Here is a 24,698-nt window from a genome sequence, read left to right as displayed (position 1 = left end):
TTGAGATGATCCATTTCGCAGCTAGCGAGATGTTCCAGCTAGGAGGGCATGGGAACCAGAGGGAAACATCCGGTTTTAACGACACGTCTATGAGTAAGACGTCTAGCGATAAGAGAGAAGAGTTTTGACTACACCAACACATGCCCAATCCACTGCAGCACCTAAGGCATCTTTTATTGCCTTGTTGCCACTATTTCTGTTTCTGGCCCTGTTTATCGGCGTCGGCGTTTACTTTCAAAGCCAGGGTGTAGACTTTGCATTCTATCAGCTACCTAGCGTTGTCGCCATCTTACCCGCTATCATTCTGGCACTGCTCATCTCCAAGCAGAAGCTTAACCAAAGCATAGAAACCTTTATTGCTGGCATCGGCCATTCCAACATTATCGCCATGTGCCTCATCTATCTGCTAGCGGGCGCCTTCGCCTCTGTAGCTAAAGCCACAGGCGGTGTCGATGCGACCGTAGCACTAGGACTCTCCTTAGTTCCTTCTAGTCTCTTGCTGCCAGGCTTCTTTGTGATTGCCGCCTTCATCGCCACTGCAATGGGTACCTCTATGGGAACCATTGCTGCCGTTGCCCCTATCGCCTTGGGCGTGGCCGAAGAAGCTCAGATCGATCTTGCGATTATGGCTGGTGCCGTGCTCTCTGGTGCCCTTTTTGGTGATAACTTATCGATCATCTCAGACACCACTATTGCCGCAACCCGTACCCAGGGCTGCGAAATGAAAGACAAATTCAGAGAAAACCTAATCTTCGCCATTCCAGCCTCGCTGATCACCCTGGTGGTCTTTACCTTAGTGGGTCAGGGGCAGGCCGAAGTCGCGCCACAACAGATAGACTTTATTAAAGTTATCCCCTACCTCACCATCTTAGTGTTGGCAGTTGCGGGGCTAAATGTGTTCGTCGTACTGACGGTAGGTATTCTGCTCGCTGGCGTCACAGGTTGGGCGACTCTAGATTATGGCCCAATCCAGTTTGGCCAAGATATCTACGCCGGCTTTACCAACATGCAGGAGATCTTCATCCTCTCTATGCTGGTCGGCGGCCTTGCAGCCCTGATGCAGCAGCAGGGTGGTCTGGCTTTTGTCAGTAAACAGATAGAGAAGCTGATCGTTCGCTTTTCAAGTGCCAAAGGCGAAGCCTCTACCCGAGCCTCTGAACTGGGTATGGCGGGTATCGTGGCCCTAACCAACACTTGTGTGGCCAACAATACGGTATCTATCGTGGTTACTGGCGATATCGCCAAAGATCTGGCTCAAAAACATCAGGTGACTCCTAAGCGCGCCGCCAGTATCTTAGATATCTTTTCCTGCATCATTCAGGGGCTTATCCCCTACGGTGCCCAGGCGCTCTTAGTCGCTTCAATCTTTAGCCTTAGTCCACTGCAGGCTGTCGCCCATGCCTGGTACTGTATGATTTTGGCTATAGTGGCAGTGGCTATCGTTATTCTGAGGCGTCGTCACTAAGTTGTTACTAAGTAGTCACTAAGCAAAGTGGCAACCCTGAGTGCCGCTTCAAAAGGTGACTATCTTCACCTTAGCAGTTTCACAAAGTGGGGCTTTCACTTAAACTGTGGTCATAGGGAGATAATTGTTGACCGGCTCGAAATGGTTAAGCGCTATACTTAGCCCTAAGGTCAAAACAGAAAGGAGTACTGAGGTGCTCCTTTTTTATATTTAAAATAACAATAAATGGCATAACAATGGCCCTACACCAACCCATTAATTATGATCTGCAACGCATGGTGGTCTTTACCATCTTAGCCGGGGCGCTCATCTCTGCCCTGGGGATCTCTATCTCACTATTTGCCCAATTTCAGCTTATTGGCATAGAGGCATTTAATCAGCGACCCGATTTTTTAGGTAACTACTCCGAGTCACCGCTGGCATACATCTTCAACATGGGGCTGATCTTGGCAGGTTCCTGCATCTTGCTCTCTATGTACGGCTTGCGACAACTCAAGCTGGGCCATTTTGGCAACTATATTGCCATCGCAGGCTTTGTGGTCGGTATCACCATCATCTTAATCGGTATCTACCCTATCAACTACCTGAAAGAACACAGGTTGTTTTCGACCATTTTCCTGTTAGCCACCATATTGCTCTACTTTCTGACAATCTCAGCCAGGGTTAATCATAAATCCCTGTGCTCAACCCCTCTCTTGCTAGTCAGCAGTTTGGGATTGCTGTCGGCAACGGGCTTGGCACTCATGCTCGACTGGGAGCAGCTCGACTTTGCTCCTTGCGTCCATAATGATAGTTCCCTATGCGTGGTCGCCTTTACCATGTGGGCACAAACCAATCTCGTGATGATCTGGTGTGTCACCCTGGCCCTGACGATCAAGCGACTGGCTCTGCACAGCTACCACGACAACCTAGCCAACCAAGTATCGGCCCAGGGGTAGTCAGCCCATGCGACTGGCCCAGTATCTCGCCTTAACAGGTCTCTGCTCTCGCCGCGCCGCCTCGCGCTTGATCCGCGATGGAAGAGTCAGCATTGGCGGTGAGTTAGGCAACCACACCACCCAAGTTGAGGTGATCACAACCCCATCGGGCCAGCAAGCGTCACAGACAGTCTGTGTCGATGGTATTCCACAGGGAGCCATCGCTCCCAAGCAATACTGGATGCTCAATAAAACGGTTGGCATAGATTGCCGCCTGCAAGCGCAAGATCCCAGCAGCTTGCTGCATATACTGCCACCTCAGCCACGCCTCTATCCGGTAGGACGTCTAGATAAAGATTCTCGCGGGTTACTGCTGCTGACCAATGATGGCGAATTAACCCAAAGCTTGATGCATCCAAGCTTTGCCCATAAGAAACGCTATCATGTCAGGTTAGATAGGCCCTTCGACAATCGTTTTCTTGAGCAGATGGCGGCTGGGGTCAGCTATAAGTCGGTCACCACACTTCCCTGCACCCTCAGTCCTCTGGCACCCGATACGTTTGAGATCATACTGACCCAAGGGCTTAATCGGCAGATCCGCCGTATGAGTCAGGCCCTTGGCTACCAAGTCGTTGATCTGAAGCGCGTAGCGATTGAGTCCTTAACCTTGGGCGACTTGCCTGAAGGCGAAATGAGGGAGTTGACCAAACAGGAAATTACCGCCCTGAAAGCAAGCCTCGAATAAGGTTTGAGCTTTATTGGCCCTGTAACCTAGGGGCGCAGATATATCTGCAAAGGCTATGGCATGACAGTGTTTGGTGTGAATAAGGAGTTAGAGTGCCAACTTATTGATGCCCCAATTTTCGTCGCCAACTAGATTAGCATTTAGCGACATGCTCATTTATTAAATGAGTTAAAGGTCGTACCTTGATGGCAACCTATCACCTGCGGTGGGCTTATATGCAGATACATCTGCTACACGCCGTAAATCCATATATGGACTTGCTGCGTGCCAAAAGAATGTTTGCACATAAGGGTCGCTCTTTTGCATCCCTGCAATCGCGACTTTGGCCCATCCATGCACTGCACCTGCTGCCAAGCAATTGATAAACCATGAAGCTATGGTTTAAAGCTCCCATCCAAGTACCTAAGTCAGGTAGATGCTTCAATAACAACTTACAGCTTCAATTAAACAATGGCCTCTCAAGGCAATCGCAAATCCAATACGTTCGGATATCAAATATGGCCAAATCGAAGAGAGATAATAACCCGGTGTAGATGCTGCTGAGGGTATCGAAAACAGGGATGTTTTCGTTAAGCGGTCAGGGATGACGTAAAGCGTCCCGAGGCAGTTTCTGCACATAAGCGAGCCGCAGGCTATTAAATGCAATGAAGGTTCGACTTCAAACACTCCGACCCACTTCCACCAGACCAGAGGCAAAACTCCGAAAACTACCCTTTAGCCAACTTCAGCTCCACCACATTCCCCTCTGGGTCATTGATATAGAGGGAGCGCCCAAACCCTTGGGCCCCATAACGTTTGGCAAACCCTTCCGTCGCTATGTCTTGCTCGGCGAGATAATCCAGTAGTGCCTGCTCCTCTATATCTTCGATGAGCAGACAGATATGGTCGACATTACGGCCATCTTGCACCGGTGGGCCACCGCCGAGTTTGCCCAGCTTACTGTCGCAGGTGACGATATCGATCAATGCCTTACCCGCTCTTAATTGGGTTAGTCCCTCATCGGCCAACTGCCGCTCGATAGGACAGCCCAGCACTTGAGTGTAAAAGTGCAACATGGCGTCTAGTCGTGTGGTGCGAAATACTAAGTGATCTATGCCGCTAACCTTGATCATCATTATCCTCATTGCGCTCAATTTGTTGTAATTATAGCCAGATGCGCAGTAGAGATGACACTTACAGCAAATTTACGCCGCTAACAGTATGTTCCCATCGGAAACTAGGGTAGTTTGAGGGTATCGCCGCTAATGGAGCCGAATAAATGAAACACGGGAAGCACGACGCACAACTGTTAAAACTGGCCCTGGAAATTGGCGTTGGCTACGCCAAGAAGCGTGGCTTTGCCGACTTTGAAAAGGGGATCTCCCCCAAAGATAAGGTAGAGTGCATCTACCGTCTGCTGGTGAAGGACAAATTGATCCAGCCCCTAGCACACGACAAGGAAGATGGCCCCAATATGAAACACAAGTTGATTCTATGGATCAACCGCCAATTACCGGAAGATCACCCCTTAAAAGAGTAATCTCGCCAAGATGTTGGCTCACTTGGATTTGATCTCTATCAAGCCAAGCCCCGATTCCCAGCAACCCGGCGCCAGATGGGCTATAGATATAGCATCACCTGAGGCAAAAACCACAAGGAGTTACTGTGGCCGGGCCGGGACTATCGAGTCAACAAGCAGATGACCGACTCAGGCAATATGGACCCAATTGCCTGCCTAAACCTGCAAGACTCAGCTTCGTACACCTGTTTATCATCCAATTTAAGAGCGCCTTCATCTATGTGCTGCTCGCGGCCTTTATCGTCTGTCTGCTGCTCGGCCAACTGCTGAACGCCATCTTTATCTTTGCCGTCTTAATGCTCAACGCCATCATAGGTACAGTACAGGAATACTCTGCCCAGCAAGCCGCCGATGCGCTGAGTGAGATGGTCCCCTCCCAAAGCAAGGTGATACGCGATGGTCATCCCAAGATGGTCGACAGCCAGAGCCTGGTGCCCGGCGATTATGTCCTGCTCAGTAATGGCGATCGTATTGGCGCCGATATCAAAATCGAACAACATAACCAGTTTAAGGTGGATGAGTCGGCGCTCACCGGCGAGTCACTGGCGGTGGCTAAGACAGATCTGGCCTTTGCTGGCACCTTAGTCACCCATGGCCGCGCCGAAGGCGAAGTGGTTGCCACAGGTTCTCGCACCCAGATAGGTCAGATAGCGGACCTGGTGCACCAAGGGGGCAGTGCCAAACCCCCTTTGATGCAGCGCATCGAGCGCTTTACCCTAATCATCGCCATCGCCACCTTGCTGATCATCGCGCTTATCTTCGCCCTGACCTTACTGCGAGGCGCAGATCTCTCCCACGTATTCCTGCTTGGGGTCGCACTAGCGGTATCCGCCATTCCCGAGGGACTGCCTGCCGCCATCACGGTCGCCTTAGCTATCGGCATGAAACGTATGTCTCAGGCCAATGTCATTGTGCGCAAATTGGTTGCGGTAGAGTCCTTAGGTTCCTGCACCTATATCGCCTCAGATAAAACGGGCACCCTCACGGTCAACGAGATGACCATCAGCCAGATCAGCCTGCTTTCAGGCGAACGCTTTCACGTAGCAGGTACTGGGCTGTCACCCTCAGGACTGGTGCACAAACATGGCCATGGCGTACCAGTATCACCCAGCCATGACCCCGAGCTGCACCGCTTGGCACTCGCTGGCGTATTGGCTAACGAGGCTCACCTCTCTTTCGACGCGGATCAGGTTCATGCCGACGGTGATGGGGTAGATCTCGCCTTTCTTACCTTGGGCTATAAGCTCAATCTCGAGATGGATAAGGCCAAACAGGCGCCGCAAGAAAAGCTATTTGCCTATGAGTCGGAAAACCAGTTCAGTGCCAGCATTAACCAGATAGATGGTGCCTCGGTGATCTCGGTGAAGGGCGCGGTGGAAAAGCTGCTGACCATGTGTCAGCTAACCCCTGAGCAAGTTAAAGCAGTGCATGATGAAACCCACTGGCTGGCTCAGCATGGCTACCGGGTATTGGCTCTGGCCAGTGGCCAGGTCAGCGACCCGCACCAACCGCTGCAAGGGCTTGAGTTTCTAGGCTTAGTGGCCATGAGCGATCCCCTTCGGGAAGACGCCATCACCGCGGTCGCACAATGTCGGCAGGCGCAGATAAAAGTAGCCATGATCACCGGCGACCATCCGATCACGGCACTCGCCTTGGCGCGTCAGCTCAAGCTAATCAAGGATCAAGATGGAGTGATCACAGGCCAGCAGCTAAGCCAGGCTCAGCAGCACAGTGTCACCGAGTTCGATAACCTGGTCGCAAATCACAGGGTATTTGCCCGGGTTCAGCCCAGGCAGAAGATGGAGATCACTGAGTCCTTGATTCGTCAGGGAGAATTTGTCGCCATGACAGGTGATGGGGTCAATGATGCGCCAGCGCTGAAACACGCCCATGTGGGGATAGCAATGGGCCTCAAGGGTACAGATGTGGCCCGCGAGAGCGCCGATCTGGTGCTTACCGATGACAAGTTCAGCTCTATCGTCAAAGGGATCATCGAGGGGCGCATCGTCTACAACAATATCCGCAAGGTGATCTATCTGCTGATCAGTACCGGCGCCGCCGAACTGCTCCTGTTTATCTTAAGCGTGCTGTTTGCTCTGCCTATTCCCCTGTTCCCTTTGCAGATCCTCTGGCTCAATCTGGTCACCAATGGGGTACAGGATGTCGCGCTGGCCTTCGAGCCCGGCGAGGGGCATGAGATAGATCAGCCACCGCGCAAACCCAGTGAGCCTATCTTCGACCGCCTAATGCTAGAAAGGCTAATCGTTAGCGCGCTATGGATGGGGCTTGTGGCCTTCGCCCTCTTTTCACTGTTACTCAACATGGGCAGCAGCGAGGTCGAGGCTCGCAACCTCACCCTGATGCTGATGGTGCTGTTTGAGAATGTACATGCCCTCAATAGCCGCTCAGAGCGTAACTCACTGCTACGGATGCCAATGCTGAGCAATCCCCTGCTGCTGTTTGGCATAGTGTTAGCGCAAGGAATACATATAGGTGCCAGTTATACGCCTGGACTCAGCCAGGCGCTGGGAATAAGCCCCATAGGGCTAGGACAGTGGCTGATACTGCTGAGCGCGGCATTGACGCTGCTGTTCATCGATGAATTTCACAAGCGTCTCTGGCGTCAGCAGCATAAGCTCAAACTTAGGCAGGCAGAAGCTGATCGTCAGCTGGAATGATCAGCACATTGCTGCGAATGCGGTTCAACATGGCCTCGGCGGTGTTACCGATAACCATGCCCATCAGGCCCTTACGCTGACGGGCACCCATCACCAGATAGGCCGCCTTGAGGCGACAGGAGAGTTCATAAAGACAGAGATCAGGGTCTCCTGCCAAGAAATGCACATGATCCTGATGCAGGCCAATATCGTCCAATTGCGCCTGATACCTGTGATAGGCCTCTTTGACCAGAGTGCGGGTATCGATCAGGTCCATGTCTCTTAAGATCTTGGGCACCCTGATGATGTAGGCAAGATGCAACTGACAGTCCATGGCCTCAGCCAGTTGGCGACCATGCTGAATGACACACTGGTTTAGCTTCTGCTTGATGGGGTTATCGCTACCCAGGTCCACCGCCATCAGCACGGTTTTTGCCCGCTGTAGCGGATTATCACACAGCAACATCAAGGGGATCCTAACATGGCGGATCAATTGCCAGTCCATCGGCAGGTAGTGTTCCTTGTTATGCACTGCCTTGACCATTAAATCGAAGCCATGACGAATGGAGTGATGACAGGCATGCTCAAACAGATCTTTAGTCCAGACACTATGCACCGCCACATCGTCTGCCTTAAGCGCCTTAAGCTTAGCGGCGATCTCATCGCTGCGCTGACTCATCAACGCTACCTTGGCAGCGGCACCCAACCTGGGGTTATAGTGTTCCTTACCCGCGAAGGATTCATAGCTGTAGGCAAACACCTCAGCCTCCTTCTCAAGCCCCTTGGCCAAGGCGATCCCCTTTTCAATCGCATCAGCTTGTTCCTCGGCTTTCTGGGAAATAATAAATACCTTGTCCATGGCTACCTCCTGTCGGTGAGTCTTCATTTGAGCTTAGTCACACTGTACAGCTTGCGCCTTGATCTCGGTCATCAAAATGACCAAGATCACATTATCACCCTTTTCAGGGAGTCGAGCCTGCCATGGCCATAGATAACTTCGTCTTGTCCCTGTTTTTAATTCTGCTCTTCGGTCGCCTACTGGGCGAGGCCTTTAAGCGGCTGCAACTGCCCGCCGTCGTCGGCGAGATCACCGCCGGTATCCTTGTCGGTCCCAGCTTACTGGGCTGGATTGCCCCCCACGAGACCCTGGCCGTTATGGCAGAACTCGGCGTGATCTTGCTGCTCTTCTCTATTGGCTGCGAAACCTCGGTCAAACGTCTCTTCCAAGCCGGTAGCAGCGCCGTCGGCGTCGCCCTATTGGGGATCGCCATACCGGCAATCGTTATCGGCTGGGTCAGTCTTGCCTATCTGGAGCTTCCTGGCTTTACCGCCCTTTATCTGGGCTGCGCGATCACCGCCACCAGTATCGGAGTCTCGATGCGGGTGATGGCCCAAGCAAAGCGTTCCCAGAGCCGGGAAGGTCATATCATTTTGGGTGCAGCGGTGATCGATGACATTGCTGGTGTGATATTGCTCAGCCTGCTGTTTAATTTCGCCAGTTCAGGCGAGGTGGGGCTTATTCCCAGCGGCTTGTTGATCCTCAAAATCGGCGCCTTTCTGTTTCTGGCTCCCCCCTTGGCACGCTTACTCCTGTATCTGTTTCGCGCCGTAAAACCGAGAGAGGAGGAAACCGGCTATGAGGCGATCATCACCATGATCCTCATCTGTCTGTTTGCCTGGCTGGCACATGCCCTGCACGCCCCTGCACTACTCGGCGGCTTCGTGGTCGGCCTGGCACTGAGTCGTCAGTTTATCTCACCACTTAATCGCTACCTAAAAAACCCCTTCTCCTTCACCCACGAGATGGAGGTCGAATCTAAACCCTTAGTGGATATCTTCGCGCCGATTTTCTTCGTCTACGTGGGGATCAGCTTAGATCTCAGTCAGATAGACCTGGGCTGGTCAGGAATGTTAACCCTACTGATGTTGTCACTATTGGCTATAGCGACCAAGGCTATAGCAGGGTTCAATGTACCCGGCTCGCTGCGCAGCAAGGCGATTGTTGGTAGTGCGATGGTTCCCAGAGGCGAGGTAGGACTGGTATTTGCCGAGATGGGGCTGCAGATGGGGGTCATCTCCCCTAAGCTATTCACCGAGCTGGTGCTGATTATCGCCATCACCACTTTGGCCGGCCCGCTACTACTCAAGTGGGCACTGGCAAGTGACAGCAAGTAATCTAAATTACAGGCAAAAAAATACCCGCCATTAGGCGGGTATTGAGATTCAATCAGGCTAGTTAGACAGGAGAGACTACGAAGAGGAGTTCACCCTGCGAAACCTGCTGACCATTGCTGTTCAGGATACGCTCGATGCGATACTGCTTGTCCTCTGGGTAGAGCACGGCGCCTTGGCGGTTGAAGCCAGCCAGTGTCACCTGAGAGAACATCTTCATCGCTTCGGTCAGTGCCAGTGTCTGATCCACAGTCACTATGTCACCTTCCTTCACGAAGTCAGCTTCACCTGGCGCTGGTGAGGTATAGAAGATACCCGCACCTTGAGCCAGTACCTTAAGCTCGTTACTCTCGCCCACACGCAGCGACTCGGTATCGACGCCCACAGTCTCGGCGGCGGCTTCCATCTCGGCGATCAGCGCAGGAATATCCAGCTCAGCCATGAAGCGTGGCAGATAGTTAGTGTCGTACACGCCTTCGTTAAAGGTGCCATCTTTCAGGATACGAGTTAACAATGGAATGTTAGTCGCAATACCTTTGATCACTACCTGATTAGCCAAGTAATCATGCAGCTTGTTGATCACATCTTCACGGCTTTCACCACGGCAGATGATCTGTGCGATCAGGCTATCGTAGTATGGTGAAACCTCTTTGCCTTCACCGGCAATCGAGATGATCTCGATATCGTCACGCTCTGGGATCACACACTCAGTGATAACGCCAGGATGCGGTAGCAACTGCAGTACACCATTGCTATCCAGCGCGGCCTTCTCGGCGGTCACACGTACTTCGATGGCATAGCCAATCTCTTGTGGCTCGAGATGTTCGATAGAGCGGCCTGCGGCGATGTCGAAGCCAGCGCTCACGATATCGATACCTGAGGTCGCCTCGGTCACAGGGTGTTCAACCTGCAGACGTGTGTTCATCTCCATGAAGTAGACTTCGTTGGCATCCAGGTTGTAGATGAACTCTACGGTACCTGCACCCATGTAGTCTGTGGCGTCACCGAGGGCGCGGGTGTATTCCATCACCTTCTGCTTCAGCTCTTCAGGCAGCATGGTTGAGCCAGACTCTTCGATCACCTTCTGGTTGTTACGCTGCACCGAACAGTCACGCAGACCCAGTACCTTAGTATTACCAAACTTGTCACGCAGCAACTGAACTTCGATATGACGCAGTGAGGTCACATACTTCTCTAGGTAGAGGTCACCGTTACCAAAGGCCGCAGCCGCTTCGGTAGAGGTCTTCTGGAACAAAGAGATCATATCTTCTGGACGTTGAACAACCTGGATCCCCTTACCGCCGCCACCTTGTACCGCTTTAAGCAGCACTGGGTAGCCGATTTCGTTGGCCACGTTCACCGCCTGCTCGGCGTTAGTCAGAATACCGTGGCTACCTGGTACCACAGGTACATTTTGCGCCTGCGACGTCTTAATCGCATTCGACTTGTTACCCATGGTGGTCATGCTGTGTACGCTAGGACCAACGAAGTTAACGCCGTTATTCACACACAGAGCCGCAAACTGCGGGCTTTCCGACAGGAAGCCGATACCTGGGTGCAGCGCGTCGACCTGCTCATATTCGGCAACCTTCAATACCGAGTAGGCGTTGAGGTAACTCTCGTCTGAGGTGTTACCACCGATACAGACCAGCTTGTCGTTTTCGTTAAGCATGTCGGCCGGTACTGAGGTCATGTCAGGATCTGACGCTACCAGTACCACCTTGATGTTATTGTCGTGAGCCTTGCGGATCAGTTTCACCGCAGTACAACCACGAGCGTGCACCAGAACCTTGTCAATCGGCTTCATCAGCTGACGCGGATCGTCCTGTACCAGCTCTTCCTCGGTGATCAACATCTCTGGCACTAGGGTCGAAATGGCGTTACCAATCACATCAACAACCTTAGCCGTTGGCTTAGGCATCAGCGGATCGATACTGCTTAGCTGATCGTCGATAGTGTCGCTAAATGGGTTGGTGACCAGGGCGTTCATGGCGCCAGGAACCTTAGACAGATAGTTCGACAGGGTAGAAGTAGACGGCAGATACGCAGGGACAACCATCTGACCCGCGAACGGCATGTTGGTGCCAGAGAAGTAGTAAGTCTGTACTAACGGGTGAGTCACGAAGCTTGCCTGTGCACCACCAGTACAGTCACCGAAACCAAACATCAATACCGGCAATTCGTTATCACGAACGAAACGGGTAATACGATCGTTTACTACCGCCATAGAGAAGAGCGCCGCAGCACCTTCTTTAGTCTGCATACCACCTGAGCTGATAAAGCAGATCACAGGCAGCTTACGCTTAGCACACTCGATCAAGAGCGCAGAGAACTTCTCGGCAGAGGCCATATCGAAGGCACCGGCCTGGAAGGCAGTGTTAGACACGGCCACACCGACGCGCATGGTTTGTCCCTGATACTCGAAATCAGCAGTACCAGTGATCAGACCGCAAGGACGGATACCCTTGTCTAGCGCGTCTTCGATAGAGAGACGGAAGCCAGGGAAGTTCAGCAGGTTAGCCGACATCTTGTCGCCGTTTAGCTCTTCAAACTCGCTAAAGAACTTGGCAATCACATTTTCCCAGCTCATCTTACCGGCGCGTTTCTCGTCACGCAGTACCTTCTGGATCAATAGATCCTGATAACCCATGGTCAAACGGTTCCAGAAGTCTTTACGACGACCGATACGAACCGGGTTGATGGCACCCGTGTACTCGCTGCTCTCCTCTTCGCTAGCGAAGTATTCAGGCAGCAGACGCTCAAAGAAGTAAGTCAGGATAACGAACAGAGAGTCGTTAAGCTGAGGGAAACCAACACTCTTCCACTGCTCGGTTTTGGTTAGCAGATCGGCGCGGTTAGACTGAGACATGAAGTACTTCAGCCACTTATAGAACTTGTTCTTATCGTTGGCGGTATCTTGCTTAGAGATAGCGCGGTCGATTGAGTCATGCAACAGGCTGTCAACTGAGGCGCGTGACAGGCTCTTAGACATCATGGCTTCTTTCGCAATAGAGGCAAGGTTGCCCACAACGTTGTCGTATAGCGCGTTGAAGATCAGGATGTTATAGCATTGCCAGATGAAGTCCTCGCGCAGCTCTTCGTGCACGATCACATCCAGTACCGTCAGCTGGTTCAGCTCAGGCCAATCTGCCTGAGTGACTTCGTCTGGGAGACTCTCAAGATAGTGGATCAGCCCCTTGAAGTTGTTCTCGGCGTTGCTCTTCCATCTGTGGTACAGCGACCAACCGATGTTGAACAACAGCGCCTTACGGGCCTTCTTATAATTCTGCTTCGGCTCACCTAAGATGAGGCGAGTCAGCATGTTACGCTCGGTAGAAACTTCGTCACGCTTGGCGGTAAAGTTGCTCCACAGCTTGTTAAGTTCTTCGTCGTATACCAGCTTATCAGGGCTAGATAACCAAGACTGGAATACCTTGTCCTGCTCTTGCTGAATACGCGCCAGCAGATCACCTTCAGGCACACTCACCTTAGACAGGCGACCATACTGTTCCTGTGAGATCGAATGTATACGGCTACGCAGCGTAAGGTAACGCAGGTAACGGTATGAGCTACCAAACAGGTTAAGGTGCATAGTTGGGTTGTTAGCCACCGACAGCTCAGCGTGATGCTCCAGCGCTTCTAGGTTCTTAGAAGGATGGAGGAAACGGTTCAGACTGCGATCGTAATGTTCGCGCAGATCCTTAGATTCGCGAACAAATTGCACCGCCGCATGCTCAACGGCCTCGATGCTGCTGATAATGGCGCGGCGCAGGTTGTGCTGACGCTCATCTTTATCAGATGGTGAGAAATCGATAATGCCATCGATACAACCTGAGGTGTATAGCTCTTCTGGTGACACACCAACCGACTTAGCACATTCCTGCCAAGAGAGGTTGTACTTACGCGCGATGCTTTGCAGACCCTGTGGCTGAATGGTGTTGAAAATACCGTCACGTAGCGACAACAGGATGTTGGCTGCGGCCAATGGGATCGCACCACCAGAGTAACCGGCGCCGATAACGATACCGACGGTCGGTACGTCAACGTTAGCACTCTCGGCAATCGCCTTAGAGATAGTATGCGCCTGGTTTTGGCTGTTGGCTATCTCACCCGCATCGGCACCCGGTGTGTCGATGAGGTAAACGATAGGCATAGAAAGTTCGGCAAAATGACGAATGGCCGTGCAGGCCGCCAGGTGGTGCTCAGGCATCCAGGCACCGTTACTTGTGGTGCGCTCTTGGGCGATAAAACCGATGCGGCGAGTACGAGATCCAAAGTTCAGTTCGATCTCGGCACTATAGAAAGGCCCCATATGTTTTTCGACAATTAACTTGCCTTTAAGATCCGCAATCACGCGCTTAGCGCCTGGGCGGCTCTTATCTAAGGTAGGCTGAATGACTTTGGCCACATAGCCATCAACATCCAATTGCTCTAACTCTTTTAAGTTAGCTTGAATATCGTCGTCGCTAAGCAGACCTTTTATCTGCTGTGAAAGACTTTGCTTACTGTGCTTAGGAAACAGCGAAAAATCCTGAGCCAAATGTTCGGCTTGAAGAAAAAGCGGATCGGCTGTTTGAACCTGAGTCGTGTTTGTGGGCTGATTGTTGCTGGTCATCAATAGATCCTCTGCTTTAGCCTCTAAAATTTTTAGCCAATAAATATAGCTTTGTTATAGGGTCAAATGCTATTAAACTGGCTTAGACGCTTTGTTCCATATTTGAGACAGTGATAAATAATGCCAGATTTAAACGGTATGATGCTCTTTGCTGCCGTCGTTCGCGCCAAGGGGTTCTCCCAGGCAGCTCGTAATACGGGCATGCCAAAATCAACCATAAGTCGTAAGGTGGCTCAGCTCGAAGAGCAGCTCGGTGTGCGCCTGTTACAGCGTGACACCCGTAATCTTAGCCTGACTCAGGTTGGTGCGCTTTTTTATCAGCACTGCAGTAGTATTAGCGATGAAATCGAGGCTGCCAAGGCAACCATTGAAAATACTCACAACGACGTCTCAGGCTCACTGCGTATCGCCATTCCAGTTTCCTTCAGCCAGGAGCTGATAGCCAACCTCTGTAGCAGCTTTATGCGCCTCTATCCCAACGTGGACCTCGACGTCCAGTTTACCGATAACGATGTGGGCTTGGTCGGTGAAGGTTATGATATCGCCATTAAGTATGGCCCGCTGCAATCCTCTGATCTGGTCGCCCGTCTACTACTGGAGCGCCAACCTATATTGGTGGCTAGCCCTGGCTACTTAAAGGCCAACGGCACCCCTGCAACGCCTCAGGAGTTAAGTGAGCACAGCGGTATCTTGCTGGGAACCTCGCGCTCTGCGCCCATCTGGCCCTTGGGCAAGGGGGAGCGCAAAACCATGGTCAACTTTAAACGTAAGGTTAGGGTGAACAGCGCCATCATGGTGAAACAACTGGTATTGGACGATTTTGGTATCGCCATGTTGTCCAACTCTGTGTGTAAGAATGAGCTGGCAGGCGGTAGCCTGGTACCACTGCTGCAGGAGTGGCCGATAGAACCCTTTAAGGTCTATGGTGTGTATTCCAGTCGCCGCCAACTGGCCACCAACATCAGCGTCTTTTTAGACTTCTTCACCAAACGTTTCAGCAGCCATGAATCGCTGCAATCTATGATGATGTAAGTTTTAGTATCGGAAGGTGATAGTACTGATAAGGCAGGGAAAGCTTTCCGCCTTACCACCTTTAAGCCATTAAGCCCCTCACATCCAGCCCTTAGCCTTAAGAAGCTGCTTCACCACCTGCTTGCGTAATGCCAGATCTTTATCTGTGGTGATATCCATATTCATGGCGAAGAAATAAGTGTTCTCCTCTCGCTCCAACCAGCCAAGTTTCTGGGCATTACGCACGCCATAGCCCGTCTTGGCTCTTAGCACCCAATCGCCGTTGGCCTCGTTGAGCATCATGGTCTTAACGATACGCTGACTGCGCTCGGAGACTGGCAGTTGATTGTGATAGAGGCGCCTTAAAAACTGCACCTGCTGTTGCGCGCTGATAGCCAGCTCACCATCGAGCCAAAAGCTATCGAGTCCACCGCCAATATTGGCGTTGCCATAATTGAGCTTAGCCAATCCCTGAGCCATACGTTTATCACCCAGCTGCAAAGCCAGTTTCTGATAGATGGGCACCACGGAATACTTCATCGCATCAATAAAGGAATGGTCACGGTTCCAAGGGCTATAAGCACGCTTAACCCCATCCCAGGCAAACCGACTATGCTCATCTTTTACTATCCCCGCCTCAAGCAGCAACAGACTATGGGGTATCTTAAAGGTTGAGGCGGGAATATAGGCATGCTGGCTTCGGGCAAGGTCGTTGGTCAGCACTCTGCCCTGTTTATCGTCCAGCAGCACCATGACGCCTTTCGCCCCCAAGGCGTCGAAGGCTGACTGTATCTCTCGGTCCACCTTTATATCTTCAGCCACCATTTTCGACTCAGATATCATCCCAGGCTCTGCCGCCACTGCGATGCCACCCCAGATAAAAAAGGCTAAACTAAGCCACCTTAGAGACTTCCTTGTTGCAGCTAATGTCATCGACACTTCCCCCAAATAATCGCCACTGCATCACCTGATGCTTCATTAAATGCTATAAGCAAGTCTAACAACTCCTGCTACCGCCATGAGGGCAAACTCATGGCGATTTGTGTCAAGAATCTGGCATTTTATCAAGCCATCTCAAGTCTTTATTTGCGACCTGATGTCGTGCATACTCAGTTGTTGACTATAATAAATTCAAATTGATAACCGCCCTGAGCCATCATTGCCCAATATGCTCCACCGCGAGTGTTAAGGGTGAGAGGTTTTTGCAAAGGAACCATGTCATGCGTAAAACAGCCATAGCCCTGGCGATGACCAGCTTACTGAGTAGCAGCGCCTTCGCCAGCCTGGATCTTGAGGAGCTACGCCTGCCCAAGGCAACACAGGCCATACCCGATGTCGTCAATCGCTATCAAGCCCTGGTCGATAACTTAGATGAAAAGTATCGCCAGCAAAAAGATGAACTCATCATGACAAAGATGGTGGCCCATCAAGGCGAACGTCTCTGGCAACAAGCGGTCAGAGATGTGCAATCTGGCGGTCAGGATGACAGGCCCCTTTATTGGAGCCGACTGGCGATGAAGAAGACCCTTAAAAAATCAAAGCCCGCCTATAATATGGCCGACTGGCAACGCAGCATATTGCTCAAGGCCGTTGAAAAGTCCTCTCGAGGTTTTAGCGACATTCATTTCGATGACGACAGCCAGATCCGCATTCTGCTGACCGGCTTCGATCCCTTCTTCCTCGATCGCAACATAGATCAGAGCAACCCCTCTGGATTAACGGCTCTGGCATTAGACGGCTACAAATTCACTGTCGATGGCAGAAAAGCTCAAATTGAAACCGTGATGATCCCGGTTCGCTTTGCCGACTTCGACCAAGGGATCATCGAATCCCTGCTGACTCCGGTTTATCGAGAAAAGAGCGTCAACGCCATTTTTACCGTCAGTATGGGACGAGACGACTTCGATCTGGAACGTTTCCCAGGCCGTAACCGCAGCGCCGCAGCGCCCGATAACCTCAATGTGCTCACTGGTGCCTCAGCCCAGTCGCCAAAGGCACCTATGTTTGATGGCAAGCCCCTCTATGGTCCTGAATTCGTTGAATTCTCGCTGCCGGTTGATGCCATGCAATCGGTCAAGGGCAGATGGAAGATCAATGACAACCACACAGTCACCACCCTATCACGGGGTGAGTTTGACGCCAGCTCACTGGCCGAGTTGCAAAATGCCACCTCGGTCAATGGTTCGGGCGGTGGCTACCTCTCGAATGAGATCTCCTATCGCGCCGTACTGCTCGGCCAACGTTTTAACAGCCCTATCAAGGTCGGTCATATTCACACCCCAAAGGTGAAAGCCTATGAGGCAGATACTGAGATGGCGATAGTGGAACAGGTCAAGGAGATGGTCAAAGCCGCTGCGACGCGGCTATAATGGCAAGCCTTAAAGACGCCCGCTAACCCGGCGGGCGCCAATAACCTTGACCCGAGTATGTTTCGACCACTTCAATCCCTGTTTGCCCAACCCCGCCATAAAAAGACTGTCTCCCAAGATGCGCTGAATAGCGATCAACAGGCGATAGTTGAGACGGTAGAAGATTGTTACCTGCTGGCTGAAACACAACTTGGCCGCCGCTTTCCCCGCCCAGAGATCAACTTTAAACTTAGAGGCAAGAGCGCAGGAACCGCCCATCTGCAGATCAACAAACTCAGGTTTAACCCTGTCTTACTCGCGGAAAACCCTCAGGTCTTTATCCAACAGGTCGTGCCCCATGAGATCTGCCACCTGCTCGCCTATCAGCTCTATGGTCGGGTAAAGCCTCACGGCAAGGAGTGGCAGGCATTGATGGTCAAACTTTATGGCCTGTCCCCCAGTACCACCCACAGCTTGAATACCGACTCGGTCGCGGGTAAAACCTACAACTACCGTTGCCAGTGCGGCGTAGTGCCACTTTCCATTCGGCGACACAATAAGGTACAGCGCCAGCAGACCCAATATCGCTGTCGCCGCTGTAACGAAACGCTCAGCCGAGTGCAGGGCGAGTCATAATGAATCCAGCTTAACTTGCCTGATCTGAGTCGATTCCCGTAGAATCGGCATCGATATCGGTGCAGACACCGAATAGCATCGTCGCCACCAAGCCAGCCAACCATAGAGCCAGGCAGAGATAGGCGGCGAACGTTTATGCTTTATTTAGGGAATTAATGTGCTTACTACCTCTTTTGGTGTGAGGCCGCTGCTGCGTGGCGTTTTAGCGCTGCTGGCGCTCGGCCTTTCTACAGGCGCCCTCGCCTCTCACCCCAGTAGCTTTAACCAGGCCAAACAGGTCGCCCGCAACATCTACAGCCAAGAGCTACCAGGCAAGAGCTTCTATTGCGGCTGTGATATACAAATATCTGGCAAGCTTTGGCAACCCAATTTTCAGGGCTGCGGCTATCAGGTACGTAAACAGGAGAAGCGCGCCAGTCGTATCGAGTGGGAACATATCGTTCCAGCATGGGAGTTTGGTCATCAGCGCCAATGCTGGCAACAAGGTGGCCGTAAAAACTGCGGCAGGACAGATAAACAGTTTAAGAAGATGGAGAGCGACCTGCATAACCTGGTGCCCGCCATCGGCGAGGTCAACGGCGATCGCAGCAACTACCGCTTCAGTCAATGGAATGCTAAGCCGCAGCAATATGGTCAATGCGCCATGGTGGTAGATTTCAAAGGCAGAAAGGTGGAGCCCCCCAGCCATACCCGAGGCCAGATAGCACGCACCTATCTCTATATGCAGCAGGCCTATGACCTTAAGATCGCCAAAAGTCAGTTAAAACTATTTCAGGCATGGGATAAAAGCTATCCAGTTGATACTATTGAATGCCGAAGAGACCAGGCCATCGCGGCCAAGCAGGGTAATCACAACCCCTTTGTCCAGGCCCAGTGCCAAAAACTGACAAATACCCAAAGTATCGCGGAGTAGAGCATGAGAATTCCAAGGATCTATCAGCCAGGTGACTATGATTGCCAACAAACCCTGATGCTGGACGATGAAGCTGCCGGCCACGTCGGCCGTGTGCTGCGCATGGGCGAAGGCGAGCAGCTCGAACTCTTTAATGGCGATGGCCACAACTATTTGACCGAGATCGTCGCTGCCAGCAAGAAAAACGTCGAAGTGCGGGTCCTCTCAAAGGCGATTAACGACAATGAGTCTCCCCTAAACTTGCATCTGGGTCAGGTGATCTCTCGCGGCGATCGCATGGACTTTACTCTGCAGAAATCGGTAGAACTGGGGGTCAATACCATTACCCCGTTGTTCTCTGAGCGCTGCGGCGTGAAGCTAACCGGCGAGCGACTGGAAAAGAAGATCCAGCAGTGGCAGAAGATAGTGATCAGTGCCTGCGAACAATCTGGACGTAGCACAGTGCCTCAGGTCAGGCCCGCCATGCATTTGGCCGATTGGTGTGCAGAGCCGACCCAGGCGCTAAAACTGAATCTGCATCCCAGAGCGGCCCACGGCATCCAGGGCTTGTCGATGGAAACAGACAGGGTACGCCTGTTGATCGGCCCAGAAGGCGGCTTGTCGCCACAGGAGATCGCGATGACTGAAAACTTCGCCTTTACCGATGTCTTGCTTGGGCCGCGCGTACTGCGCACCGAGACTGCGGCCTTAACGGCGATAAGCGCAATACAACTGAAATTTGGCGATCTGGGCTAAAGACCCGGCTCCCTTCGCATTAACCATAAGGAAAGATGAGATGATTAAGCTTGGCATAGTGATGGATCCCATCAGCGACATCAACATCAAGAAAGACTCCAGCTTCGCCATGCTGATGGCGGCGCAGTCGCGGGGCTACGAACTTTACTATATGGAGATGCAAGATCTGGCCATGGTAAACGGTGTGGCCATGGGCAATATGCGTCGACTCAGCGTGCAACAAGATCCCCAAAGCTGGTATCAACTCGAAGAGGCCGTGGATACACCACTGGCCGAACTTGATGTGATCTTGATGCGTAAAGACCCGCCATTCGATACCGAATTCGTTTACGCCACCTATATGCTGGAACGTGCCGAAGAGCAAGGCACGCTGATCGTCAACAAGCCCCAAAGCCTGCGTGACGCCAACGAAAAGCTGTTTACCGCCTGGTTCAGTGAATTTACCCCTGACACTCTGGTGACCCGCGATGCCCAGCGCATTCGCGCTTTCTATCAAGAGAAAGGCGACATCATCTTAAAACCCTTAGATGGCATGGGCGGCAGCTCTATCTTTAGAGTCAAGGCGCAAGATCCTAACCTTGGGGTGATCATCGAAACTCTCACCAATCATGGCCAGCAATATGCCATGGCCCAGGCCTTTATTCCCGACATCACTGCCGGCGACAAGCGTATTTTGGTGGTCGATGGCGTACCTGTGCCATACAGCCTGGCGCGCATCCCACAAAAAGGGGAAACACGGGGCAACCTGGCCGCCGGCGGTCGTGGTGTGGCTCAGCCTTTGTCTGACAGTGACTGGGCCATTGCCAACGCTATAGGCCCAGAGCTGAAAAAGCGCGGACTGATCTTCGTCGGCCTTGATGTGATAGGCGACAAGCTCACAGAGATCAACGTGACCAGCCCGACCTGTATTAAAGAGATCGAGGCCGCCTTCGATGTGGATATCACCGGCATGTTGATGGATGCCATCGAAGCGCGTGTCGCCCGTTAAACTGGAGACCAAATGAAGTTAACCCGTTTACTCAGCCTAGTTTCACTATCGGCCGCGCTGCTTTCCGGCAGTCTCTGGGCCGATAGTCTGCTGGGCCCGCAGTCGGCGCCGAGCCGTCCCAAGAATATCGTGATCATGGTTGGTGACGGTATGGGGCCCGCCTACGTCAGCGCCTATCGTTACTATCAAGACAATCCCAATACTCAGGAGATAGAGCAGACGGTATTTGACCGTTTGCTGGTTGGCAACGCCAGCACCTATCCGGCACCAGTCAGCGGCTATGTCACCGATTCGGCGGCCGCCGCCACGGCCCTGGCAACCGGGGTTAAGACCTACAATGGCGCCGTCTCGGTCGATACCGACAAACGTCCAGTACCAACCCTAATGGAACTGGCGAAAAAACGTGGCATGAGTACAGGGGTTGCCGTGACCAGCCAGATCAACCACGCGACCCCAGCCGCCTTTTTAAGCCATAACGAGAGCCGCCGTAATTACGAGGCTCTGGCAGAAAGCTATCTGAACACTGATGCCGATGTCATGCTCGGCGGCGGTCAGCGCTATTTCTCCGACAAGCTGATCAAGCAGTTCGAGGCCAAAGGTTATCAGGTGCTTAAAGATGCCGCGCTGCTAGATGGTGTGACCCAACCTAAGGTTATGGGGCTATTTGCCGATGTACAACTTCCTTGGGCCATAGATGAGCCTGAAGCCAGACGGTTGAGCACCATGACAGCCAAGGCGCTCGAACTTCTCTCGCAAAATGAGCAAGGCTTCGTGTTACTGGTTGAAGGCAGCCTGATCGATTGGGCGGGTCACAACAACGATATCGCCACCGCCATGGCCGAGATGCATGAATTTGCCAGCGCCATCGAGGTGGTCGAGCAATATGTGCGTCAGCATCAGGACACCTTATTGGTGGTCACCGCCGACCACAACACGGGAGGCTTATCTATTGGCACCCAGGGCGAGTACCGCTGGGACAGTCAGGTACTGCGTGATATAGGTGCCAGCCCTTCACGCATCGCCGCGAAAGCTCTGACCCAAGACGAGTGGCATACAGGCCTGAGTGAATTGCTTGGCTTTACGCCAAGCGCTAAGGAGTTCACCACCCTAGATAGTGCCAGAATGCAGGGTGAAAAAGTATTGACCACGCAGCTCAAGAAGCTTATCGACCAGCGATCAAACACGGGCTGGACAACGGGCGGTCATACAGGCGTAGATGTTCAGGTCTTTGCTACAGGGCCTGCCTCACCGCTCTTTGCCGGTCATCAGGACAATACAGATATCGCCAATAAACTGATCAGCCTATTGCCTAAGATGCCCAAGCCTAAAGCAGAAGTAAAATTGCCCGCAAAACCAGCCTCAGAAGTAACGCCTACAGAGGAAACGCCTGCTCAAAATGAGGAAAATGGTGAGCTACAGCAAGCCAAAGACCTACTGAGCGAAGGCGCCGAAAGTCAATCTGCAGCACCTGTCACCCAGGTCGATAATCAAGCCTAGATGACAGATTCAGCTCCCCTGCCTGACCAGCTTAGGCTGGGGAGTTTGATTCACTGGCCACATGCGGGTGTGCTCAATTTCGCTAAGCACCTTGAAAACAGAAGTCACATCCATGGGGCGTGAGAAGTAGTAGCCCTGACCTAACTCACATTGCTGGCAACTCAAATACTGCGCCTGCGGCTGAGTTTCAATGCCTTCGGCAACCACCTGTCGGCCGAGATTGTGTGCCAATTCGATAACCGTGGTGATGATATGAGCATCAGCCTCATCGTCGAGCACATTAGCAGTAAAGCTGCGATCGATTTTCAATAGATCGAACGGCAGCTGCTTAAGATAGCTCAGTGACGAGTAGCCGGTACCAAAATCGTCGATGGCAATCTTAACCCCCAGCGACTGAAGCGACTCCATGGCTGCCATCGCACTTTCCACCTGCTCTATCACGCTCTCCTCTGTCACCTCAAACACCAGTGACTGCGCCGAGATATCATGCGCATCCACCTCTTGGCGCACCACGTTGAGCAGATCGGGGGCGAGAAAGTGTTTCGCCGACAGGTTAACGGCAATATAGAGTTCAGACCAACCGGCTGACTTAAACTGAGCGATCAACTCCGCTGCCTTGCGGATCACATAATTACCCACATGAATAATCGCTTCACTATGTTCGATGTCGGGAATAAAGTCCCCCGGCATGATGAGCCCCCGCTCAGGATGGAACCAGCGGATCAGCGCCTCGAACCCTTTCAGCTTCGCCTCACGAAGTTCGACGATAGGCTGAAGGAAAAGCACCAGTTGCTCCTCATTAATGGCCGCTTCTATGCTTTGCTCTATCATTAATCGGTTGTTCGCCTGATTCAGCATCTCCTCGCTGAACACCCGATAATTGCTGCGTCCGGCACTTTTGGCCTGATACATTGCCAGATCCGCATGTTGTATTAGCTCTTCGGCTCGCATATGCGGCGAAGTGCAGTAGGCCAGGCCAATACTGGTGGTCACAATGAGCTTATGACTCCCCAGCACCACAGGATGTTGCAGGGCAGAAAAGATCCTATGGATCACATTGCTGACCTCCTGATCATCCCGTACCATCCTGAGCAAGATCAGAAACTCATCGCCTCCCTGACGAAACACGGTATCCATCTCTCTTACGCTATTGATTAACCTGGCGGCGACTATCTTGAGCAATTCATCCCCCTGGATATGGCCCAGGGTGTCATTGATCCGCTTAAATTCATCCAGATCCAGAAACATCAGCACAACGCAGTCGTCCTCGTTGGCGATACAGGCGATAGCCGTCTGTAGCTCATGGTTCAACATCGACTTATTGGGCAAGCCGGTCAGGGTATCGAGCATTGCCAAACGCTCTAACTCATGGGTATATTCATCCACCTCGCTTTCAAGCCCCTGCATATTGTCGGCCAGCTGGCGAGTGGCCTGGTGAATAAGATCCACCTCATCGGGAAACAGAGAAGGCTTTCTCGGCAGACTGGCACGTACGCGGGCAAAGTCATGATCCGCCAGTAGGGGCAACAGGCTGGCATGGTGGGCTAAGCTAAGTACCGGTTTCCAGGCGACCAGCATCATCAGCCCAGCCGCCAAGATGAGGCCCACCAGCAAGGTCCCCACTAACCCCAACTGGAAACTAGAAAGCATGAGTTGCCACTGATCCAAATTCATCAACACCACTATCGTCGGCGCGTTAGCCACCTGATCCAGTGGAAAAGACCACACAGCCCAGCGACTGCCTTGATAGTCGTAGATCTCATCGCCCAGGGAGATCTGCTGCCAGGAATAATTATCGGCCATATGACTTAGCAAGCTGAAACTGCTAGGGCGATTACTGATGCTATAGAGATGACGCCCCCATAAGGGCCCAGGCTCGGCTTCGGGTTTCTGTGTACCCAACACTGCTAGCTCAATAGATCTGTCAGTACGAAAATGGCTGATCACTTCGGTCAGGGCGAACTCAAAGAAAAACAGATGAGGCTTGGAATTAACCAGTGTGGGGACCAACACCTGGATCGCACACTCCTCAATACAGACCACTCTTGAAGAGAGTTCATAAGAGATGTCGCTGTTTAGCAGCCAGTTGAGATCATCCTCCGAGTTGGGCTCGCCTGCATGAGCTAGCCGATCACCATCCAGGCTATAGAGCCCAAACCTTTTCAAGTCCCAGTAGAGCTGTACATCTGGCCAGTTTTCACTCAGCAGCAATTGATAACCTTCGGCACCGTCATCCCCTTTCGCGTTGGCGACAAAGCCCAGCTGCATCGCCGCCTGCAGCGAATGCTCTACCGCAGTGCTTAAGGAATAAGAGAGGCTTTGGGCCAGCTTATCGCGCTGAGCTTCGAGTAATACTTTCTCCTGATTAAGTAGCTGTCGATAAGCCAGGGTACTGATGGCCGCACCGACAACTGTGAGGATCAAAACGACAGCTATCATCA

Annotated in this window: 18 protein-coding genes; 13 read left to right on the top strand and 5 right to left on the bottom strand. The window is 52.3% G+C overall.

Annotation, left to right across the window (positions count from 1 at the left end):
- Positions 1 to 124: 124 nt before the first annotated feature.
- The 3 genes from NY07_RS02665 to NY07_RS02655 all read left to right on the top strand — a co-directional run bounded on the left by NY07_RS02665 (position 125) and on the right by NY07_RS02655 (position 3,127).
- Complete coding sequence (locus NY07_RS02665; RefSeq protein WP_033537815.1) at positions 125 to 1,465, top strand: Na+/H+ antiporter NhaC family protein; 1,341 nt, start codon at positions 125 to 127, stop codon at positions 1,463 to 1,465.
- Positions 1,466 to 1,701: 236 nt separating this feature from the next.
- Positions 1,702 to 2,403: a DUF998 domain-containing protein gene (locus tag NY07_RS02660; protein WP_033537814.1), complete on the top strand. Its 702-nt coding sequence runs from the start codon at positions 1,702 to 1,704 to the stop codon at positions 2,401 to 2,403.
- 7 nt (positions 2,404 to 2,410) lie between these two features.
- Positions 2,411 to 3,127: a pseudouridine synthase gene (locus NY07_RS02655; protein ID WP_033537813.1), complete on the top strand. Its 717-nt coding sequence runs from the start codon at positions 2,411 to 2,413 to the stop codon at positions 3,125 to 3,127.
- 707 nt (positions 3,128 to 3,834) lie between these two features.
- On the opposite strand, the gene NY07_RS02650 is transcribed toward NY07_RS02655, so the two are convergent.
- The gene (locus tag NY07_RS02650) at positions 3,835 to 4,242 is read right to left on the bottom strand and encodes a VOC family protein (protein WP_309147282.1); all 408 of its coding nucleotides are present in this window, start codon (positions 4,240 to 4,242) and stop codon (positions 3,835 to 3,837) included.
- Positions 4,243 to 4,385: 143 nt separating this feature from the next.
- Between NY07_RS02650 and NY07_RS02645 the strand changes: the two genes are divergently transcribed.
- Positions 4,386 to 4,646, top strand: a complete 261-nt coding sequence (locus tag NY07_RS02645) for a DUF5062 family protein (RefSeq protein WP_033537811.1) — start codon at positions 4,386 to 4,388, stop codon at positions 4,644 to 4,646.
- A 125-nt stretch (positions 4,647 to 4,771) separates the two neighbouring features.
- Entirely contained in the window at positions 4,772 to 7,363 is a 2,592-nt protein-coding gene (locus tag NY07_RS02640) for a cation-translocating P-type ATPase (RefSeq protein ID WP_033537810.1), read from the top strand.
- On the opposite strand, the gene NY07_RS02635 is transcribed toward NY07_RS02640, so the two are convergent.
- The gene (locus NY07_RS02635; RefSeq protein WP_033537809.1) at positions 7,329 to 8,201 is read right to left on the bottom strand and encodes a universal stress protein; all 873 of its coding nucleotides are present in this window, start codon (positions 8,199 to 8,201) and stop codon (positions 7,329 to 7,331) included. The two genes, NY07_RS02640 and NY07_RS02635, sit on opposite strands and share 35 nt — an antisense overlap.
- A 122-nt stretch (positions 8,202 to 8,323) precedes the next feature.
- On the opposite strand from NY07_RS02635, the gene NY07_RS02630 reads away from it, so the two are divergent.
- Complete coding sequence (locus NY07_RS02630) at positions 8,324 to 9,517, top strand: cation:proton antiporter (protein WP_033537808.1); 1,194 nt, start codon at positions 8,324 to 8,326, stop codon at positions 9,515 to 9,517.
- Positions 9,518 to 9,578: 61 nt separating this feature from the next.
- Here the strand turns inward: NY07_RS02630 and NY07_RS02625 are convergent, their stop codons facing one another.
- Positions 9,579 to 14,129 carry an ATP-binding protein gene (locus tag NY07_RS02625; protein WP_033537807.1) on the bottom strand — a complete coding sequence of 1,517 codons (4,551 nt, stop codon included), beginning with the start codon at positions 14,127 to 14,129 and terminating at the stop codon, positions 9,579 to 9,581.
- Positions 14,130 to 14,249: 120 nt separating this feature from the next.
- Here NY07_RS02625 and NY07_RS02620 point away from each other — a divergent pair, with 120 nt between their 5' ends.
- A complete protein-coding gene (locus NY07_RS02620; protein WP_033537806.1) occupies positions 14,250 to 15,161 on the top strand; it encodes a LysR family transcriptional regulator in 912 nt (303 codons plus the stop codon).
- A 78-nt stretch (positions 15,162 to 15,239) separates the two neighbouring features.
- Here the strand turns inward: NY07_RS02620 and blaOXA are convergent, their stop codons facing one another.
- The gene (gene blaOXA, locus NY07_RS02615; RefSeq protein WP_235363884.1) at positions 15,240 to 15,944 is read right to left on the bottom strand and encodes a class D beta-lactamase; all 705 of its coding nucleotides are present in this window, start codon (positions 15,942 to 15,944) and stop codon (positions 15,240 to 15,242) included.
- Positions 15,945 to 16,360: 416 nt separating this feature from the next.
- Here blaOXA and NY07_RS02610 point away from each other — a divergent pair, with 416 nt between their 5' ends.
- From NY07_RS02610 to NY07_RS02585, 6 genes are all read left to right on the top strand, one after another.
- Positions 16,361 to 17,509 (top strand): hypothetical protein, encoded by a 1,149-nt coding sequence (locus NY07_RS02610; RefSeq protein ID WP_033537805.1) that lies wholly within the window; start codon positions 16,361 to 16,363, stop codon positions 17,507 to 17,509.
- Positions 17,510 to 17,566: 57 nt separating this feature from the next.
- The gene (locus tag NY07_RS02605) at positions 17,567 to 18,124 is read left to right on the top strand and encodes a SprT family zinc-dependent metalloprotease (RefSeq protein WP_081953756.1); all 558 of its coding nucleotides are present in this window, start codon (positions 17,567 to 17,569) and stop codon (positions 18,122 to 18,124) included.
- Positions 18,125 to 18,275: 151 nt separating this feature from the next.
- Positions 18,276 to 19,037 carry an endonuclease gene (locus tag NY07_RS02600; protein WP_373681781.1) on the top strand — a complete coding sequence of 254 codons (762 nt, stop codon included), beginning with the start codon at positions 18,276 to 18,278 and terminating at the stop codon, positions 19,035 to 19,037.
- A gap of 3 nt (positions 19,038 to 19,040) precedes the next feature.
- Positions 19,041 to 19,772 carry a 16S rRNA (uracil(1498)-N(3))-methyltransferase gene (gene rsmE / locus NY07_RS02595; RefSeq protein WP_033537804.1) on the top strand — a complete coding sequence of 244 codons (732 nt, stop codon included), beginning with the start codon at positions 19,041 to 19,043 and terminating at the stop codon, positions 19,770 to 19,772.
- 40 nt (positions 19,773 to 19,812) lie between these two features.
- Positions 19,813 to 20,760 (top strand): glutathione synthase, encoded by a 948-nt coding sequence (gshB, locus tag NY07_RS02590; protein ID WP_033537803.1) that lies wholly within the window; start codon positions 19,813 to 19,815, stop codon positions 20,758 to 20,760.
- Between the two features lie 12 nt (positions 20,761 to 20,772).
- Positions 20,773 to 22,257, top strand: a complete 1,485-nt coding sequence (locus tag NY07_RS02585) for an alkaline phosphatase (protein ID WP_033537802.1) — start codon at positions 20,773 to 20,775, stop codon at positions 22,255 to 22,257.
- A gap of 9 nt (positions 22,258 to 22,266) precedes the next feature.
- On the opposite strand, the gene NY07_RS02580 is transcribed toward NY07_RS02585, so the two are convergent.
- The gene (locus tag NY07_RS02580; RefSeq protein ID WP_235363883.1) at positions 22,267 to 24,696 is read right to left on the bottom strand and encodes a putative bifunctional diguanylate cyclase/phosphodiesterase; all 2,430 of its coding nucleotides are present in this window, start codon (positions 24,694 to 24,696) and stop codon (positions 22,267 to 22,269) included.
- Positions 24,697 to 24,698 lie beyond the last annotated feature (2 nt).

The organism is Shewanella sp. ECSMB14101 (genome assembly GCF_000773485.1).
Taxonomy (GTDB): domain Bacteria; phylum Pseudomonadota; class Gammaproteobacteria; order Enterobacterales; family Shewanellaceae; genus Shewanella; species Shewanella marisflavi.
The sequence above is the reverse complement of the archived record's forward strand: the minus strand, read 5'-3'. Positions and strand labels throughout refer to the sequence as shown.